The 16349-nt window shown below is 69.9% G+C and carries 16 protein-coding genes; 8 read left to right on the top strand and 8 right to left on the bottom strand.

Annotated elements, in window-relative coordinates; translation table 11 throughout:
* The first annotated feature begins 10 nt into the window (after positions 1 to 10).
* Positions 11 to 406 carry an SRPBCC family protein gene (locus tag GEV27_RS09935; RefSeq protein WP_309222156.1) on the top strand — a complete coding sequence of 132 codons (396 nt, stop codon included), beginning with the start codon at positions 11 to 13 and terminating at the stop codon, positions 404 to 406.
* 26 nt (positions 407 to 432) lie between these two features.
* Positions 433 to 1725 (top strand): M20/M25/M40 family metallo-hydrolase, encoded by a 1293-nt coding sequence (locus tag GEV27_RS09930; protein ID WP_153934168.1) that lies wholly within the window; start codon positions 433 to 435, stop codon positions 1723 to 1725.
* Positions 1726 to 1882: 157 nt separating this feature from the next.
* Here the strand turns inward: GEV27_RS09930 and GEV27_RS09925 are convergent, their stop codons facing one another.
* Positions 1883 to 2068, bottom strand: coding sequence for a DUF5703 family protein (locus GEV27_RS09925; RefSeq protein WP_153652686.1), 186 nt, complete (start codon positions 2066 to 2068; stop codon positions 1883 to 1885).
* Positions 2069 to 2079: 11 nt separating this feature from the next.
* Entirely contained in the window at positions 2080 to 3033 is a 954-nt protein-coding gene (locus GEV27_RS09920) for an aldo/keto reductase (protein WP_153652687.1), read from the bottom strand.
* Positions 3034 to 3081: 48 nt separating this feature from the next.
* Here GEV27_RS09920 and GEV27_RS09915 point away from each other — a divergent pair, with 48 nt between their 5' ends.
* Both GEV27_RS09915 and GEV27_RS09910 read left to right on the top strand, forming a co-directional pair.
* Entirely contained in the window at positions 3082 to 3915 is an 834-nt protein-coding gene (locus GEV27_RS09915) for an undecaprenyl-diphosphate phosphatase (protein ID WP_153652688.1), read from the top strand.
* A gap of 73 nt (positions 3916 to 3988) precedes the next feature.
* Positions 3989 to 4660 carry a class I SAM-dependent methyltransferase gene (locus GEV27_RS09910; protein WP_194840005.1) on the top strand — a complete coding sequence of 224 codons (672 nt, stop codon included), beginning with the start codon at positions 3989 to 3991 and terminating at the stop codon, positions 4658 to 4660.
* Positions 4661 to 4669: 9 nt separating this feature from the next.
* Here the strand turns inward: GEV27_RS09910 and corA are convergent, their stop codons facing one another.
* Complete coding sequence (gene corA, locus GEV27_RS09905; RefSeq protein WP_153652690.1) at positions 4670 to 5629, bottom strand: magnesium/cobalt transporter CorA; 960 nt, start codon at positions 5627 to 5629, stop codon at positions 4670 to 4672.
* Between the two features lie 73 nt (positions 5630 to 5702).
* On the opposite strand from corA, the gene mshC reads away from it, so the two are divergent.
* Entirely contained in the window at positions 5703 to 6929 is a 1227-nt protein-coding gene (mshC, locus tag GEV27_RS09900; RefSeq protein ID WP_153934167.1) for a cysteine--1-D-myo-inosityl 2-amino-2-deoxy-alpha-D-glucopyranoside ligase, read from the top strand.
* 7 nt (positions 6930 to 6936) lie between these two features.
* Here the strand turns inward: mshC and GEV27_RS09895 are convergent, their stop codons facing one another.
* The 5 genes from GEV27_RS09895 to GEV27_RS09875 form a co-directional block, all read right to left on the bottom strand.
* The gene (locus GEV27_RS09895; protein WP_153652692.1) at positions 6937 to 7821 is read right to left on the bottom strand and encodes an FHA domain-containing protein; all 885 of its coding nucleotides are present in this window, start codon (positions 7819 to 7821) and stop codon (positions 6937 to 6939) included.
* A 1-nt stretch (position 7822) separates the two neighbouring features.
* A complete protein-coding gene (locus GEV27_RS09890) occupies positions 7823 to 8077 on the bottom strand; it encodes a hypothetical protein (RefSeq protein WP_153652693.1) in 255 nt (84 codons plus the stop codon).
* 91 nt (positions 8078 to 8168) lie between these two features.
* A complete protein-coding gene (locus GEV27_RS09885) occupies positions 8169 to 9020 on the bottom strand; it encodes a PAC2 family protein (protein WP_243839035.1) in 852 nt (283 codons plus the stop codon).
* 26 nt (positions 9021 to 9046) lie between these two features.
* A complete protein-coding gene (gene metH, locus GEV27_RS09880; protein ID WP_309222155.1) occupies positions 9047 to 12847 on the bottom strand; it encodes a methionine synthase in 3801 nt (1266 codons plus the stop codon).
* A gap of 162 nt (positions 12848 to 13009) precedes the next feature.
* The gene (locus tag GEV27_RS09875; RefSeq protein ID WP_153934165.1) at positions 13010 to 13702 is read right to left on the bottom strand and encodes an NADPH-dependent F420 reductase; all 693 of its coding nucleotides are present in this window, start codon (positions 13700 to 13702) and stop codon (positions 13010 to 13012) included.
* A 138-nt stretch (positions 13703 to 13840) separates the two neighbouring features.
* Between GEV27_RS09875 and GEV27_RS09870 the strand changes: the two genes are divergently transcribed.
* The 3 genes from GEV27_RS09870 to GEV27_RS09860 are packed head-to-tail and all read left to right on the top strand — an operon-like array spanning position 13841 to position 16342.
* Positions 13841 to 14482 (top strand): HAD family phosphatase, encoded by a 642-nt coding sequence (locus GEV27_RS09870; protein WP_208431047.1) that lies wholly within the window; start codon positions 13841 to 13843, stop codon positions 14480 to 14482.
* A 34-nt stretch (positions 14483 to 14516) separates the two neighbouring features.
* Positions 14517 to 15455, top strand: coding sequence for a site-2 protease family protein (locus GEV27_RS09865; protein WP_153934163.1), 939 nt, complete (start codon positions 14517 to 14519; stop codon positions 15453 to 15455).
* The gene (locus GEV27_RS09860; RefSeq protein ID WP_153911297.1) at positions 15452 to 16342 is read left to right on the top strand and encodes a tRNA (adenine-N1)-methyltransferase; all 891 of its coding nucleotides are present in this window, start codon (positions 15452 to 15454) and stop codon (positions 16340 to 16342) included. Before GEV27_RS09865 ends, GEV27_RS09860 begins: the two co-directional genes overlap by 4 nt.
* Positions 16343 to 16349: the final 7 nt, after the last annotated feature.

The raw sequence follows: 16349 nt of genomic DNA, 5'->3' as shown, positions 1-16349 counted from the left end.
CGATGATGCCGTGGCCCTGATCGAGATCGTCCGTGAGGTACGTCTCCCACCTGCCGAGGCGTTCGCGCGGCTCACCACGTGGGAGCGGCACGGCGACCACGTCCCGCTCACGCGCATCACGCGCACCCCGGACGGCTTCGACGCGTTCACGGGCGTCGGGCGCATCGGCTTCCACGACCCGATGGACGTGGTCCAGTGGCGCGAGCCGTCGTTCTGTCGCCTGGAGAAGCGCGGCCGGGTGGTGACCGGCTGGGCCGAGCTCAGCGTGGACCCGATCGACGGCGGGAGCAGGGTCACCTGGCGCGAGGACATCCACGTCACGGGCATGCCGCGGCTCATGGACGCCGTCACCCGGGCGTCCAGCCGCCGGCTGTTCTCCCGCGTCATCGACGGTTTGCTGGCCTGACGCGCGTCCACCCGTACGATCGCAGCATGGGCTACTCACCGGAGACCGAAGCACTCGAGATCTGCCGCGACCTGATCCGGATCGACACCAGCAACTACGGTGACGCGTCCGGGCCGGGGGAGCGCAAGGCCGCCGAGCACGTCGCAGGGCTGCTCGCCGAGGTGGGCATCGAGTCGCAGATCCTGGAGTCCGAGTCGGGCCGCGCGAGCGTCGTGGCGCGCTGGGGCGACCAGGACTCGAGCCGTCCCGGTCTGCTGATCCACGGCCACCTCGACGTCGTGCCCGCTCAGGCCGCTGACTGGAGCGTCGACCCGTTCGCCGGTGAGGTCGTCGACGGCTATCTCTACGGCCGCGGCGCGGTCGACATGAAGGACTTCGACGGCATGCTGCTGTCGGTGGTCCGCGCCCGTCAGCGCGCGGGCGTCCTGCCCAACCGCCCGGTCACGCTGGTCTTCACCGCCGACGAGGAGGCCGGCGGCGTCCTCGGCGCGCACTGGCTCGTCGAGCACCACCCGGAGCTGTTCGAGGGGTGCACCGAGGCGATCGGCGAGGTGGGCGGCTTCTCGACCGAAGTCGGCGGTCAGCGGCTCTATCTCATCGAGACCGGCGAGAAGGGCATCTCGTGGATGCGGCTGCGCGCCCGGGGCACCGCCGGGCACGGGTCGATGGGCAATGACGACAACGCGATCACGCACCTGGCTCGTGGCCTGCTGGCGCTGGGGGAGCACGAGTGGCCCGCCGCGGAGGGCCCGTCGATGCGCATCCTGCTCGACAAGGTCCGCGAGCTCACCGGCGCGGACGGCACGGTCGACGAGCTGCTCGCCCACTTCGGTCCCGGCATTCGCATGATCGGCGCGGGACTGCGCAACACGACCAACGCGACGATGCTGCAGGCCGGCTACAAGCACAACGTGATCCCGGGAGAGGCCGTCGCGTACGTCGACGGCCGGTTCCTGCCCGGCGCCGGCGAGACGTTCCCGGCGACGGTCCAGCAGATCGTCGGCGACCGCGTGCAGGTGGAGCCGTTCATCAGCCAGCCCGCGCTGGAGTACGCCTTCGAGGGCGACCTGGTCGATGCGATGACCGTCGCCCTGCACTCGCAGGACCCGGATGCGCACGTCGCGCCGTTCCTGATGTCCGGGGGCACCGACGCCAAGGCCTGGCACAAGCTCGGCATCACGTCGTACGGCTTCGTGCCGCTGCGCCTGCCGGCCGACCTCGACTTCACCGCGCTGTTCCACGGCGTCGACGAGCGCGTCCCGGTCGACTCCCTCGAGTTCGGCGCCAAGGTCTTCGACGAGTTCCTCAACCTCGCCTGACCCCACCAACGCTGACGCGCGCCTCCCGTCCGCCGACGCGCGCCTCCCGTCCGCCGACGCGCGCCTCCCGTCCGCTGACGCGCGCCTAGGCGCGCCGCAACGCGCGCGTCGGCGGACCGGAGGCGCGCCTCAGCGGAAGGGGGGAAGGGGGGAGGGGTCAGAGGGTGCTGCGCATGCGGATGATCTTGCGGCGCAGGGTCACGGTGCGCTGGCCGGAGCCGTCCTTGCGCAGACGGTCCAGCTCCCAGCCCTGGTACTCGGCTGCGTCGGTGAGCATGCGGCACACCGCGGACCGCGACTTGGCCCGGTCGATCGTGAGGTTCCAGAACTCGTACTCGACCATCGACTGTCCTTTCACCCTGCAGCCTCCGAGACGTCGTCCAGTGCCTGGTGGATCTCGGCGGGCAGCTCGACGTCCTCCGCGGCCAGGTTCTCCTGCAGCTGCGAGGTCGTGCGGGCCCCGACGATCGCCGCGGAGACCTGCGGACGCTCCAGCAGCCAGGCGAGGGCGACGTGCGCGATCGTGACACCGAGACCTTCGGACGCACGGGCGAGGGCCTCGACGACCCCGGCCTTGCCGGGCGTGAGGTACTCGCCCACGAACGCGTCCCAGCCGGGGGTCGCGGCGCGGGAGTCGCCGGGGATGCCTGCGCGGTACTTGCCGGACAGGACGCCACGGCCCAAGGGCGACCAGGCCAGCAGGCCCATGCCGAGGTGGGCCGCGGCGGGCACGACCTCGTCCTCGGGGTCGCGGTTGACCAGCGAGTACTCGACCTGGGTGCTCACCAGGGGGATCGTGTCGGCGCGACCCGCGAGCCAGGTCTGGGCGATCGCGGTCTGCCACCCCGTGTAGTTGGAGATGCCGACGTAGCGGACCCGCCCGGTGCGCACCGCGTGCTCGAGGGCGCCGAGCGTCTCCTCCATCGGCACGTCGGGATCGGGCGTGTGGATCTGCCACAGGTCGAGGTGGTCGGTGCCGAGCTGGCGCAGTGACAGGTCGAGCTGGTCGAGCAGATTGCCCCGCGACCCGTCCCGGACCGTCTGACCGCCCCGCCGGACGAAGCCGGCCTTGCCCGCGAGCACGAGGCGATCGCGCACGCCGTTCTTGGAGATCAGGGTGCCGAGCAGCTCCTCGCACGCGCCGTCGCCGTAGATGGGCGCGGTGTCGACGAGCGTGCCGCCGGCGTCGAGGAAGGTGGTGAGCTGGTCCTGCGCCTCGTACGAGTCGACCGTCCCACCGAAGTTCATGGTGCCGAGCGCGAGGCGGGACACGGTCAGCCCGGAACGACCGACGCGGCGATACTGCATGTCTGAAGGCTAGTGGGACGTCCCCAGCGGCGCCGGTAGGCTCGCGCTGTGGATTTCCTACAAGCCGTCGTCCTGGGCGTGATCCAGGGGCTGACCGAGTTCCTCCCGATCTCCAGCAGTGCGCACCTCGCGATCTTCCCCAAGTTCTTCGGCTGGGACGATCCCGGCGCCGCGTACACGGCGGTGATCCAGATCGGCACCGAGCTCGCGGTGCTGCTGTACTTCTGGCGGGACATCTGGACCATCGGCTCGGGCTGGGTACGCGGGGTGTTCTCCCGCGAGGCGCGTCAGGCGCCCGAGTGGCGGATGGGCTGGTTCGTCATCATCGGCTCGCTGCCGATCGTCGTGCTGGGCCTGCTCCTGCAGGACGCGATTGACCGCGAGTTCCGCAATCTCTGGGTCATCGGCACGACCCTGATCGTGCTCGGCATCGTCCTCGGCATCGCCGAGCGGGTGGGCCGCAAGAGCAGCCCGATCGAGGACCTGACGATGAAGCACGCGATCCTGCTCGGCCTCGCGCAGGCCGGAGCGCTCGTCCCGGGCGTCTCCCGCTCCGGCGCGACCATCAGCATGGGCCTGTTCCTCGGCTACGAGCGCGCTGCCGCCACGAGGTACGCCTTCCTGCTCGCGATCCCCGCCGTGGTGGGTGCGGGCATCTACAAGCTCAAGGACATCGGTGGCGACAACGCCTACGGGGTCGGGCCGACGATCGTCGGCACCGTCGTGTCGTTCGTGGTCGGCCTTGCGGTCATCCACTGGCTGCTGCGCTACGTGAGCACCCACTCGTACACGCCGTTCGTGGTCTACCGCATCGGCCTCGGTGCGCTGGTGCTCGTGCTGGTCGGCACCGGCGTGATCGCCGCAGGCACGACAGTCGGCTGAGTCACAGCCTGTTCCCGTTATGCTCGGGACCGCGCCACCCGTCCGTGAAACGCCACGACCGAACAGGACCCCTATGTCGGCCTTTGACCGCGTCACCGAGAGCTGGGGCGATCTGAAGTACATGGATCTCCCGCGTGCCACCTATCTGCGCGACCTCGTCGTCAAGAACGACCTGAAGGACCTGCTCGAGCTGGGGTTCTACAAGGGCAAGAGCAGCGCCTACCTCGCCGGGATGCTCGAGGACCTCGGCCGGGGCCACCTGGTCACGATGGACCGCCCCAGCGCGCGCAAGCAGCAGCCCGAGATCAACGAGGTGCTCTCGACGGTCGGCCTCTCGCACCGGGTGACGCCGATCTTCGCGCACCGCTCGTTCACGTGGGAGCTCGGCAAGATGCTCGAGCAGACGCCGCGCCCGCAGTTCGACTTCTGCTATCTCGACGGCGGCCACACGTGGGACGTCACGGGATTCGGCTTCCTGCTCGTGGACATGATGCTCAAGCCCGGCGGCATCATCTTGCTGGACGACCTCGATTGGACGATCGCGCGCTCGCCGCAGGCCAAGACCGAGGCGGGGCAGCGGACGTACGCGGCGTACTCCGACGACGAGAAGGCCGCCAAGGGCGTCCGGATGACGTTCGAGCACATCGCCGAGCACCTGGGCTACGACGTCGAAGAGGTCCCCGAGTTCCAGTGGGGCATCGCCCGCAAGCGGGCCCCGAAGAAGGGGCTGTTCGGACGCGGATGACGGGCGGGCTCAGAGCCACCCGGAGCGCTTGAAGCGGCTGTAGATGTACAGGCACAGGGCCCCGATCACGGCCAGGCAGGCCGGATAGCCGTACGTCCAGCTGAGCTCGGGCATGTGCTCGAAGTTCATCCCGTAGACGCCCGCGATCGCGGTCGGCACCGCGAAGATCGTGGCGCCCGCGGTGAGCTTGCGCATGTCCTCGTTCTGCTGGACGCTCAGCTGGGCCAGGTGCGCGTTGAGCGCGTTGTCGAGCAGGTGGTCGATCGAGTCGATCGACTCCGCCGCCCGGGACAGGTGGTCCGAGATGTCCCGGAAGTACGGTCGGGCGCGCTCGGGGGCCGACACCGTGGCGAACCGGTGGACGGGCTCGCGCAGCGGCATGACCGCCCGCCGGAACTCCAGCGTCTCGCGCTTGAGCCGGTAGATGCGCGTCGAGTCGTTGGACCGCTGCGCGGAGAACACCGAGCTCTCGACCTCCTGGACGTCGGTCTCCAGCTCGGTGGCTACGTCCTCGTAGTGGTCCACGATCGAGTCGACCACCGCGTACAGCGCCGCGGTGGGGCCGTGGGAGAGGTGCTCGATCATCGACTCGGCGGCCTTGCGGGCACCGTGCAGCTCGGGACCGCCGTGCCGCACGGTCAGCAGGTAGTTGGGGCCGAGGAAGATGTTCACCTCGTGCGTCGTGATGTCGTCGTCGCTGTAGGACACCGTGCGGATCGACATGAAGGTGTGATCCTCGTACTTCTCGATCTTCGGGCGCTGGTGGGCCTCCAGTGCGTCCTCGACCGCCAACGGGTGGAGCGACAAGGGCCCGGCGATCCGGTGCAGCTCGTCGGACGTGGGGTTGGCGATGCCGATCCAGAGGAAGTCGTCGGTGCCCAGACCTGCGAGCGCCGCGTCGAGCGCCGCCGAGTCGTCCGGGGTCGTCTCGCGCACTCCGTCGCGGTAGACCGCGCAGTCGATGATCATGGCGCCATTGTGCCTGCCGGTCGGTGGGCGGCCGTGCACCACTCGCTACCGCTCAACAGATACGCTCGTCACCATGCGCAGCTGGTCGATTCCCGAGGTCCCTTCTCTTGCGGATCTCGGGCTCGGTGCCGGTCCGGCCGTCCAGGTCCACGACACGTCCTCGGGGCACGTTCAGGCCCTCGATCCCGACGGACGCGCGCGACTGTACGTCTGCGGGATCACTCCCTACGACGCGACCCACATGGGCCATGCCGCGACCTACCTCGCGTTCGACCTCCTGCAGCGCGCCTGGCGCGACCGGGGCCTGGACGTGACCTACACGCAGAACATCACCGACGTCGACGACCCGCTGCTGGAACGCGCCAAGGCCACCGGCGTCGACTGGGTCGAGCTGGCCGAGCGCGAGATCCAGCTGTTCCGCGAGGACATGACGGCGCTGCGGATCATCCCCCCGCAGCACTACATCGGTGCGGTCGAGTCGATCGACCTCGTGGTGGACCTCATCGACCGGCTCCGCGCCGCCGGAGCGGTCTACCAGGTCGACGACGACCTCTACTTCGACGTCCACGCGGACCCGGGCTTCGGCCTGGTCTCGAGCTTCGACGAGGAGGAGATGCTCACGATCTTCCCGCAGCGCGGCGGCGATCCCGACCGACCCGGCAAGAAGCACCCCCTGGACTGCCTGCTGTGGCAGGCCGAGCGCCCGGACGACCCGTCGTGGGAGACGCGTCTCGGCAAGGGACGACCCGGCTGGCACATCGAGTGCGCCGCAATCGCGCTGCACCACCTCGATCCCGCCTTCGACGTGCAGGGCGGCGGATCGGACCTGGTCTTCCCGCACCACGAGATGTCCGCGTCGGAGGCCACCGTCGCGACGGGCGAGCCGTTCGCGAAGGCGTACGTCCACGCCGGCATGGTCGGCTACGAGGGCGAGAAGATGTCCAAGTCCAAGGGCAACCTCGTCCTGGTCTCCCGGCTCCGCGCCGCCGGCCACGACCCGATGGCGATCCGGCTGTCGTTGCTGGCCCACCACTACCGCAGCGACTGGGAGTGGTTCGGCACCGAGATCGAGGAGGCCGAGGCACGCCTGGCCCGCTGGCGTGACGCGGTGGCCCGCACGGTCGCACCGTCGGGCGAGGCCGTCCTCGCGGCGATCCGCGCCGCGATGGCGGACGACCTCGACGCGCCGGCCGCGATCGCCGCGGTGGACGCGTGGGCCGCGGACGACTCGGCCGAGGACCCCCAGGCCGGCCGGACGGTGCGCGCCGCGATCGACGCCCTGCTCGGCGTCGCGCTCTAGCCCCGCGCTAGAAGCTCGGGCCCCGGCGGTTCTCGGGGATCGGCTGGGTGCGCTGGCGACCCAGCTCACCGCCGATGCGCCCCCCGTACGGACGTCCGTGGTCGGCGTACTCGTCGCGGACGTAGGACATGCGCCAGGTGCCCAGCTCGATCCGGGCACCCGTGCGCAGGATCTGCTCGGGCAGCTGCTGCCCGCCGACCGTGCTGAGCATGCGGGTGCTGCGCGCGACCAGCACGTACTCGTCGTCGTCGGTGCGGACGATCTCGGCCTGCAGGTCGTCGATGCCGGCCAGCTGCAGACCGACTCCCTCGCCGCTGCCGATCGTGACCCCGTCCGGCGACAGCTCGAAGACCCCGACGGGCCACGGCGCGAGCGGGTCGGACGTGTCGCAGAGGTAGAGGCGCGGATGGCCGCCACCTGCGGGGTCGTGGGTCGTCGACGCGACGTAGGGGTGCGGCGCCATGGCCGGCAGCGGTGGCCAGGGGGTGCCAGGGGGAAGGCCCGGTCCCCGCAGCCTGGTTGCCCGGCTCGACGGACGCAGCCGGGCCCGCGCGGCTGCTGCGGCACGCGTCCAGCTGCCGAGCCGCATGTGCCGCGAGCGCGTCACGAGGCGGTGTGCGGGGGAGGGGTCGACGGCCCCCAGGCTCACGATCAGGCCGTCGGGGCCCGAGACGTCGACGACCAGACCGAGCCGCGCGAGCTGTGCCGCCATGGACCGGACGGCTGCGCGCGAGGGCTGGCCCACGAGCGAGAGGATGTCGTCGCTGTGGACGCGGACGTGGTTGCCCTCGGCGGTCACCGTCGCGTGCACGTGAGCGGCGGGATGTCCTTCACCCGCGGGGACATCGATGTCGAACGTCAGGTCCGCCTCGAGCTGCAGATCCCGGGACATCTCATTCCCCGGGCCGGTCGGCGCGTGCGGCCAGGTCTTCGTCGCTCGTCGTGACGCGCAGCGTCCCGCTGACCTTCCAGGTCGCGCGGGGCGCGTCCGGCCCGGTGTCGCGGGGGACCTCCACCGCCATGTCGATGAACTCGTAGTTCACCGCGGCTCCCTTGCCCGTCAGGTACGTCCACATCTCGCGGCCCAGGTCGGACCAGTCGGTGACCGGCTGGACGGTCGGGGAGGTGACGTTGTCGTGAGTGCTCATGATTGCTCCTCGAGTCACACAGGCGAGTGGTGCCGCCCGTTACTTCGAGAGTCCCACTGAATCCGGAGGGCGCAAATCGTGATCGGGCGATCTACTCGGGGTCGACGTTGCGGCGGCGCAGGTAGCGCTCGAACTCGCGGGCGATCGCGTCGCCGGAGGCCTCGGGCAGCTCGCTGGTGTCCTGCTCGTTCTCGAGCGCTTCGACGTACTCGGCGATCTCGTCGTCGTGGGACGTGAGGTCGTCGGCTCCGCGCTGCCACGCCTCGGCCATCTCGGTGAGGACGCCCTGGGGCAGGGGGATCCCCATCGCGTCCTCGAGCGCCCCGAGGAGGGCCAGCGTGGCCTTGGGGCACGGGGGCTCGGCGAGGTAGTGGGGGACCGCGGCCCACAGCGAGGCCGCGCCGATGCCTTCGCGGGCGGCCATCTCGTTGAGCACCGAGGTGATGCCGACCGGTCCGGTGTAGCGCGAGGGCGTGAGCGACATGCGCTCGATGAGCCGCGGATCGCTCGTGGAGCCGCTGACCGGCACCGGACGGGTGTGGGGGGAGTCCGCGAGCAGGGCGCCCAGCGTCACGAGCTCGGTGACGCCCGCGAGCTTGGCCACACCGAGCACGGTCGAGCAGAACGCCTTCCAGCGGAAGTTGGGCTCGGGACCCCGCAGCAGCAGGACGTCGCGGTCACCGCGCGGGGGACGCGCCTGGTAGATCGCGGGTGCGGGCCAGCTGATGACCCGCTCGCCCGAGTCGGACGGGCCCACCTCGGGGCGGTGCACCTGGAAGTCGTAGAAGTCCTCGGGGTCCAGCTCGATCAGCAGCTCGGCGTCCCACTCCTCGATGAGGTGGTCGACGACGCCCGAAGCGGCGTCGGCCGCGTCGTTCCACCCTTCGAACGCCGCCACCATCCAGGGATCGCGCAGCGGTGGGATGTCAGTAGGTGAGCTCACGGATCAACCCTAGCCGCGCCCGTCCATCACTCGTTCTCGGTCCGGTAGCCCAGGTTGGGTGACAGCCACTTCTCGGCCTCGGCCACGGACCAGCCCTTGCGCGCCGCGTAGTCCTCGACCTGGTCGCGACCGATCCGGCCCAGGACGAAGTACTGCGAGTCCGGGTGCGAGAAGTACAGGCCGCTGACCGAGGCGCCCGGCCACATCGCCATGCTCTCGGTCAGCTCGATGCCGGTGTTGGCCTCGACGTCCAGGAGCTCCCAGATCGTCTGCTTCTCGGTGTGCTCCGGGCACGCGGGGTAGCCCGGGGCCGGCCGGATGCCGTCGTACTTCTCCTTGATGAGGTCCTCGCTGCTGAGCGACTCGTTGGGGACGTACGCCCAGAACTCCTTGCGGACGCGCTCGTGCAGACGCTCGGCGAAGGCCTCGGCCAGTCGGTCGGCGAGCGACTCCAGCAGGATCGCGCTGTAGTCGTCGAGGTTCTTCTTGAACTCCGCGATCTTCTCGCCGATCTCCGCCCCTGCGGTGACCGCGAACGCCCCCACGTAGTCGCGCAGCCCGGTCTCCTTGGGCGCCACGAAGTCGGCCAGTGACTTGCGCGCGGACCCCTCACGGCCCTCGCCCTGCTGCCGCAGCTGGTGCAGGGTCGTCAGGACGGTGGTGCGCGACTCGTCGGTGTAGACCTCGATGTCGTCACCCGCGACCTGGCTGGCCGGGAACAGGCCGAAGACGCCGTTGGCCCGGATCCACTTCTCGGCGATGATCTGGTCGAGCATCGTCTGCGCGTCCTCGTAGAGCTTGCGCGCAGCCTCGCCCGTCGACGGGTTGTTGAGGATGTCGGGGAACTTGCCCTTCATCTCCCACGCGTTGAAGAACGGCTGCCAGTCGATGTAGGACCGCAGCTCCTCCAACGAGTAGTCGGTGAACGTCTTGACGAACTGGGTGGCCTCGCCGTGGCGGTGGTCGCAGCCCGGACCGCTGCACAGGTCACGCGCCTGCTGCGCGAGCATGCGGGGCCGGGGCGGCTGGTAGCTGCTCCAGTCGATCGGGGTCGCCTTCTCGCGGGCGGCCTGGATCGACAGGAGGGAGCGGGTGTCCTGGCGGGCAGCGTGCCGCTCGCGCAGCGCCTCGTAGTCGGCACTGGTGTCGGCGAGCAGCTTCGGGCGCTGCTCGTCCGACAGCAGGGCCGCGACGACGGGGACCGACCGCGACGCGTCCTTCACCCAGATGACCGGCCCGTGGTACTGCTGGGCGACCTTGACGGCGGTGTGGGCGCGGGACGTCGTGGCGCCGCCGATCATCAGCGGGATGTCGAAGCCCTGGCGCTCCATCTCCTTGGCGAAGTTGACCATCTCGTCCAGTGACGGGGTGATCAGGCCGGACAGGCCGATCACGTCGGCGCCCTCGGCCTTCGCCGCGTCCAGGATCTTCTGCGCGGGCACCATGACGCCGAGGTCGACGACGTCGTAGTTGTTGCACTGCAGCACGACGCCGACGATGTTCTTGCCGATGTCGTGCACGTCGCCCTTGACCGTCGCCATGACGACCTTGCCGTTGCTGCGCTCGACGTCGCCGGGCTGCTTCTCGGCCTCGATGAACGGGATGAGGTACGCGACGGCCTTCTTCATGACGCGCGCGGACTTCACGACCTGGGGCAGGAACATCTTGCCCTCGCCGAACAGGTCGCCCACGACGTTCATGCCGTCCATGAGGGGGCCCTCGATGACCTCGATCGGGCGCCCGCCGCGCGCCGAGATCTCGGCCCGCAGCTCCTCGGTGTCGGACTCGGCGAACTCGTCGATGCCCTTGACCAGTGCGTGGGTGATGCGCTTGCCGACGGGCAGCGATCGCCACTCCTCGGTCGCGATCTCCTTGACCGAGCCGTCGCCGGCGAAGTCGCCCGCGATCTCGAGCAGTCGCTCGGTGCTGTCGGGGCGCCGGTTGAGGATGACGTCCTCGATGCGCTCGCGCAGCACCTCGGGCACCTCGTCGTAGACCTCCAGGGCACCCGCGTTGACGATTCCCATGTCCATGCCCGCGTTGATCGCGTGGTAGAGGAACACCGCGTGGATCGCCTCACGCACGGGGTTGTTGCCTCGGAACGAGAACGAGACGTTGGAGACGCCGCCGGAGACCAGCGCACCCGGCAGGTTCTGCTTGATCCAGCGCGTCGCCTCGATGAAGTCGACGCCGTAGTTGGCGTGCTCCTCGATGCCCGTCGCGACCGCGAACACGTTGGGGTCGAAGATGATGTCCTCGGCCGGGAAGCCGACCTCGTCGACCAGGATGCGGTAGGCGCGCTCACAGATCTGCTTGCGCCGCTCGAGGTTGTCGGCCTGGCCGTCCTCGTCGAACGCCATGACGACGACGGCGGCACCGTACTTGCGGCACAGGCGTGCCTCGCGGATGAACTTCTCCTCGCCCTCCTTCATGGAGATCGAGTTGACGATCGACTTGCCCTGGACGCACTTGAGACCGGCCTCGATGACCTCCCACTTGGAGGAGTCGATCATCGTCGGCACGCGGCAGATGTCGGGCTCGGTCGCGATGAGCTTCATGAAGCGGTCCATCGCCTCGACGCCGTCGATCATGCCTTCGTCCATGTTGACGTCGATGACCTGCGCACCGGCCTCGACCTGCTGGCGGGCCACGGCCAGCGCGGTCACGTAGTCGCCGGCCTTGATGAGGTTGCGGAACCGGGCGGAGCCGGTGATGTTGGTGCGCTCGCCGACGTTGACGAACAAGGTGTCCTCGACGACCGTGACCGGCTCGAGGCCCGAGAGCCGCAGGGCGGGGCTCGTCTCGGCAGGCACACGCGGTGCCTTGCCCTCGACGTCGCGGGCGATGGCTGCGATGTGCGCCGGCGTCGTGCCGCAGCAGCCGCCGACGAGGTTGACGAAGCCCGCGTCCGCGAACTCCGCGACGATCGCCGCGGTCTGGTCGGGCTCCTCGTCGTACTCGCCGAACGCGTTGGGCAGGCCCGCGTTGGGATAGCACGACACGAACGTGTCGGCGATGCGCGCCATCTCGGCGATGTAGGGGCGCATCTCCTTGGCGCCGAGGGCGCAGTTCAGGCCCACGAGCAGCGGGTCGACATGACGGATCGAGTGCCAGAACGCCTCGGTGACCTGGCCCGAGAGCGTACGCCCGGAGGCGTCCGTGATCGTGCCGGAGATGATGACGGGCCAGCGGCGTCCGTACTCCTCGAACAGGGTCTCGACCGCGAAGATCGCCGCCTTGGCGTTGAGGGTGTCGAAGATCGTCTCAATGAAAATGACGTCGGAGCCGCCGTCGAGCAGGCCGCGCCCGGCCTCCTTGTATGCCTCGACGAGCTCGTCGTAGGTGACGTTGCGGGCGCCCGGGTCGTTGACGTCGGGGGAGATCGAGGCGGTGCGGGAGGTGGGGCCGAGCGCGCCGGCGACGTAGCGCGGCTTGTCGGGGGTCTCGGCGGTGACCGCATCGCACTCGCGGCGGGCGAGCCGGGCCGACTCGAGATTGAGCTCGTAGGCCAGGTCCTGCATGCCGTAGTCGCTGAGGGAGATCGAGTTGGCGTTGAACGTGTTGGTCTCGACGATGTCCGCGCCTGCTTCGAGGTACTCGCGGTGGATGCCTGCGATGATCTCGGGCTGGGTGAGGGTCAGCAGGTCGTTGTTGCCCTGCACGTCGGACGGCCAGTCCTTGAAGCGCTCTCCGCGGTAGCCGGCCTCGTCGGGGCGGTCACGCTGGATCGCCGTGCCCATGGCGCCGTCCAGCACCATGATCCGGCTGCGCAGCAGCTCGGTCAGGGCCGCGGTCGCGTCGGGGCGAAGGTCAGGGGCGTGGGACACGAGCATTCCTCGAGGTCGATGGACGAAGGAGTGCTGGGGAACTCCAGCCGGCGGCGGGCTCGCCTGGGCCTCGGGGGTTCCCGAACTACCCGTCCATTGTCGCATGATCGGCAAGTGCTGGGGGGCACCCGACACCACGTGGACACGGCCGTCCCCGTGACCTCAGCCGGGGAGGCGCCTCGCGAGCTGCAGGTTGCGGATCAGCTCGTCGCGGGTCTGGCCGTCAACGATGTGGCGCCACATCGGCGTGCCGGGAGCGCTGCGCCACGACTCGCTCAACGGGCTGTTGTCGACGGCGTCGAAGCCGAGCTCGTCATAGAGGCCGGTGATGAGCCGGACCGCCTCCGGATGGTCGCTGGAGACCACGAGCGCCTTCCGGTCGGGGGCGCCCGCGCGCCTGGCCAGCCGGATGATGCCGGGCAGCCGGTCGGCAGGCACGCGGATCTCGTGGCGTGCGTGGAACTGTACGTGCGAGAACGCCTTGACGAGCTTGGCACCCGGCAGCTGCTCCTGGCGCAGCTCGTGGATCGTCCTCGCACCGGAGTCGACCTCCGGGAAGTGCCCGTCACGCCACACCATGTAGTTGTTGTTGTCGATCACGACCTTGCCGGCGAGCTCGTCGACGGGGAGCCGGTCGTCCGAGGCGTACGGGAAGGCGACGAAGGCGACGTCGGCCGCCGCGGCGGCCTCTGCGACCGACGCCGCGCGTGCGTGCGGGCCGAGCCGCTCGACCAGGTCCTTGAGCGTCGCAGGCCCGCGCGAGTTGGCGATGACGACGTCATGTCCCACCTCGATCACGGCCCGGGCCAGCGTGGACCCGACCTGGCCCGCGCCGAGTATGCCGATGGTCGTCATGTCTGTTGCCCCCAGTTGTGCGCCGTCCGGTTGCGCGCCGTCCGGCGTCAGCCACGAACCTATGGGCGTCACGGGCGGCGGACCAGTGCCCTGGCAGACCGGGGACCGCCAGGTCACCGGTCCACTACCGTGGGGCCGGTGACTTCCTACGCCGCCGTCCTGTGGGACCTCGACGGCACGATCGTCGACACCGAGCCGCTCTGGATGGCCGCCGAGCAGGAGCTCGCCGAGGCCCACGGCAAGATCTGGACCGAGGAGGACGCCCTCCAGCTGGTGGGCAACTCGCTCATCGCGTCGGGGGAGTACATCCGCACGGCGCTCGAGATCGACATGACACCTGAGCAGATCGTCGACCACCTCGTGGCGAGCCTGGCGACGTCACTGCGTGGCAACGTCGTCTGGCGGCCCGGTGCACGGGAGCTCATCGAGGCGCTCGACGCCCAGGGCGTGCCGCAGGCGCTGGTGACGATGTCGTACGTCCAGATTGCCGAGCCGATCGCCGAGGTCCTGCCGTTCGCCGCGGTCGTCACCGGCGACGCGGTCACCCGTCCCAAGCCGTTCCCGGACCCGTACCTGCGGGCCGCTGAGCTGCTCGGCGTGGACGCCTCGGACTGTCTGGCGATCGAGGACTCCGCCACCGGGGCCGCGTCGGCGACCGCAGCCGGCTGCGACGTGCTCGCCGTCCCCCACTACGTCCACGTGCCGGTGGCCGACCGGCGGGTGCAGGTCCCGACCCTCGCCGGCCTCACCCCCGCGGACCTCGACGGCCTCTTCGGCTGAGCGGCCACTGCGCCGCGCCCGTTACGTTGGGGTGGTGAGCTCACCCCAGCACCCCGGCACGTGGCGGATCGGCCGCGTCGCCGGCGTCGACGTGCTCATCAAGCCGTCGCTGCTGGTCATGGGCGCCGCGCTCGTCGTGGTGTTCGCACCGCGCTACGAGGACCGCTCCGACACCAGCCCGTACTTCCTGGCCGCGGTGTTCGTCGTGGCCCTCTACGTCTCGGTGCTCATCCACGAGATCGCGCACGTCCTGGTCGCCCGGGCCTATCGGATGCAGGTCGACTCGGTCACCCTGCACCTACTCGGCGGCGAGACCCTCATCGCGGGGGAGAGCCGCACCCCCGGGCAGGAGCTGGCGACGTCGATCGCCGGGCCCCTCGCATCGCTCGGCATCGCCCTCGGGGCGTTCGCCGTCTCCGGCTCGATGGAGATCAGCACGACGTCCGACATCATCTGGTCGATCGCGTACGTGAACCTGATCGTCGCGGCCTTCAACATGCTGCCGGGCCTGCCCCTCGACGGCGGACGCGTGTTCCGGGCGATCATCTGGAAGGTCACCGGCGACGAGGAGCGCGGCATCCGGATCGCGGCGTGGATCGGGCGCCTGGCTGCTGTCGCGCTGGTCGGGGCCACCCTCGTGCTGGCGGGGGACGACGCCCGGGACACCACGATCAACGTGCTCATCGCCGCGTTCGTGGCGTTCTTCCTGTGGCAGGGCGCCGGGGACGCCCTCCGCAACGCGGGACACGCCGCCCGCGTCGACCGGTTGGTCGCGCGCGAGATAGGGTTCCCCGGCGCGACCCCTCCGCCCAACGCCGCGACGTTGTCGGCGGATCTCCGTGGTCCCGACCTGCTGCGCGCGATGGCCGCGCGGCCGGCCGAGGCCTATGCCCTGACCGAAGCCGACGGAAGCGTGTTCGGTGTCCTCACCTCACGCGCCGTCGACGAAGCCTATAGAGCGAGCCGCCGATGACCTCCTTCACCCGCAGTGGACCCCTTCTCGAGGGGGAATGGGTGCGACTGACCGACCCCAAGGGCCGCAAGCACAACGTGCAGCTCGAGGCCGGTCGTGAGTTCTCGACCAAGAAGGGCCAGATCAAGCACGACGACATGATCGGCCAGCCCGAGGGCATCGTGATCCACTCCTCGATGGATTTCCCCTACCAGGTCTTCCGTCCGCTGCTGTTCGAGTACGTCGTGTCGATGCCGCGCGGTGCGGCGATCATCTATCCCAAGGACGCCGCGCAGATCGTGGCCCAGGCCGACATCTACCCGGGCGCACGGGTCGTCGAGGCGGGTGCCGGCTCCGGCAGCCTCACCGCGTACCTCCTGCGCGCGATCGGGCCCACCGGCACGCTCGGCTCGTACGAGCTGCGCGAGGAGTTCGCCGAGAACGTCACCAAGAACGTGCACCAGGTCGCCGGCACGGACCTGCCCGGCTGGACGCTGACGGTCGGTGACGTCCGCTCGTGCATCACCGAGACCGAGATCGACCGCCTGATCCTCGACATGGTCGACCCGTGGACGTGCATCCCGCTCGCGTCCGAGCGTCTGGTGCCCGGCGGCATCGTCTGCGCGTACGTCGCGACGACCACCCAGCTGTCGCTGTTCGTGGAGACGGTGCGCGCCGACGGTGGCTTCACCGAGCCGCGCGCGTGGGAGACGCTGGAGCGGGACTGGCACCTCGAGGGCCTCGCGGTCCGTCCGCAGCACAAGATGAACGGCCACACCGCCTTCCTGGTGACCGCGCGCCGCATGGCTCCGGGCTTCCGTTCGATGGGCACGTCGCGTCGTCCCGCACCCGGTGCGTACGGGCCGGACTACAAGGGACCCCGTCCCGCCGGCCTCGACGAGGAGTAGCACCTCG

This window comes from Aeromicrobium sp. S22 (genome assembly GCF_009661045.1).
Classification (GTDB): Bacteria; Actinomycetota; Actinomycetes; order Propionibacteriales; family Nocardioidaceae; genus Aeromicrobium; species Aeromicrobium yanjiei.
Note: the sequence above shows the minus strand (reverse complement) of the source record. Positions and strands in the feature narration are given on the sequence as shown.

Coding starts and splice junctions, on each gene's coding strand:
- GEV27_RS09930 (WP_153934168.1), top strand. CDS start 433: ATGGGCTACTCACCGGAGACCGAAGCACTCGAGATCTGCCGCGACCTG.
- GEV27_RS09925 (WP_153652686.1), bottom strand. CDS start 2,068: ATGGTCGAGTACGAGTTCTGGAACCTCACGATCGACCGGGCCAAGTCG.
- GEV27_RS09920 (WP_153652687.1), bottom strand. CDS start 3,033: ATGCAGTATCGCCGCGTCGGTCGTTCCGGGCTGACCGTGTCCCGCCTC.
- GEV27_RS09910 (WP_194840005.1), top strand. CDS start 3,989: ATGTCGGCCTTTGACCGCGTCACCGAGAGCTGGGGCGATCTGAAGTAC.
- corA (WP_153652690.1), bottom strand. CDS start 5,629: ATGATCATCGACTGCGCGGTCTACCGCGACGGAGTGCGCGAGACGACC.
- mshC (WP_153934167.1), top strand. CDS start 5,703: ATGCGCAGCTGGTCGATTCCCGAGGTCCCTTCTCTTGCGGATCTCGGG.
- GEV27_RS09895 (WP_153652692.1), bottom strand. CDS start 7,821: ATGTCCCGGGATCTGCAGCTCGAGGCGGACCTGACGTTCGACATCGAT.
- GEV27_RS09890 (WP_153652693.1), bottom strand. CDS start 8,077: ATGAGCACTCACGACAACGTCACCTCCCCGACCGTCCAGCCGGTCACC.
- GEV27_RS09875 (WP_153934165.1), bottom strand. CDS start 13,702: ATGACGACCATCGGCATACTCGGCGCGGGCCAGGTCGGGTCCACGCTG.
- GEV27_RS09860 (WP_153911297.1), top strand. CDS start 15,452: ATGACCTCCTTCACCCGCAGTGGACCCCTTCTCGAGGGGGAATGGGTG.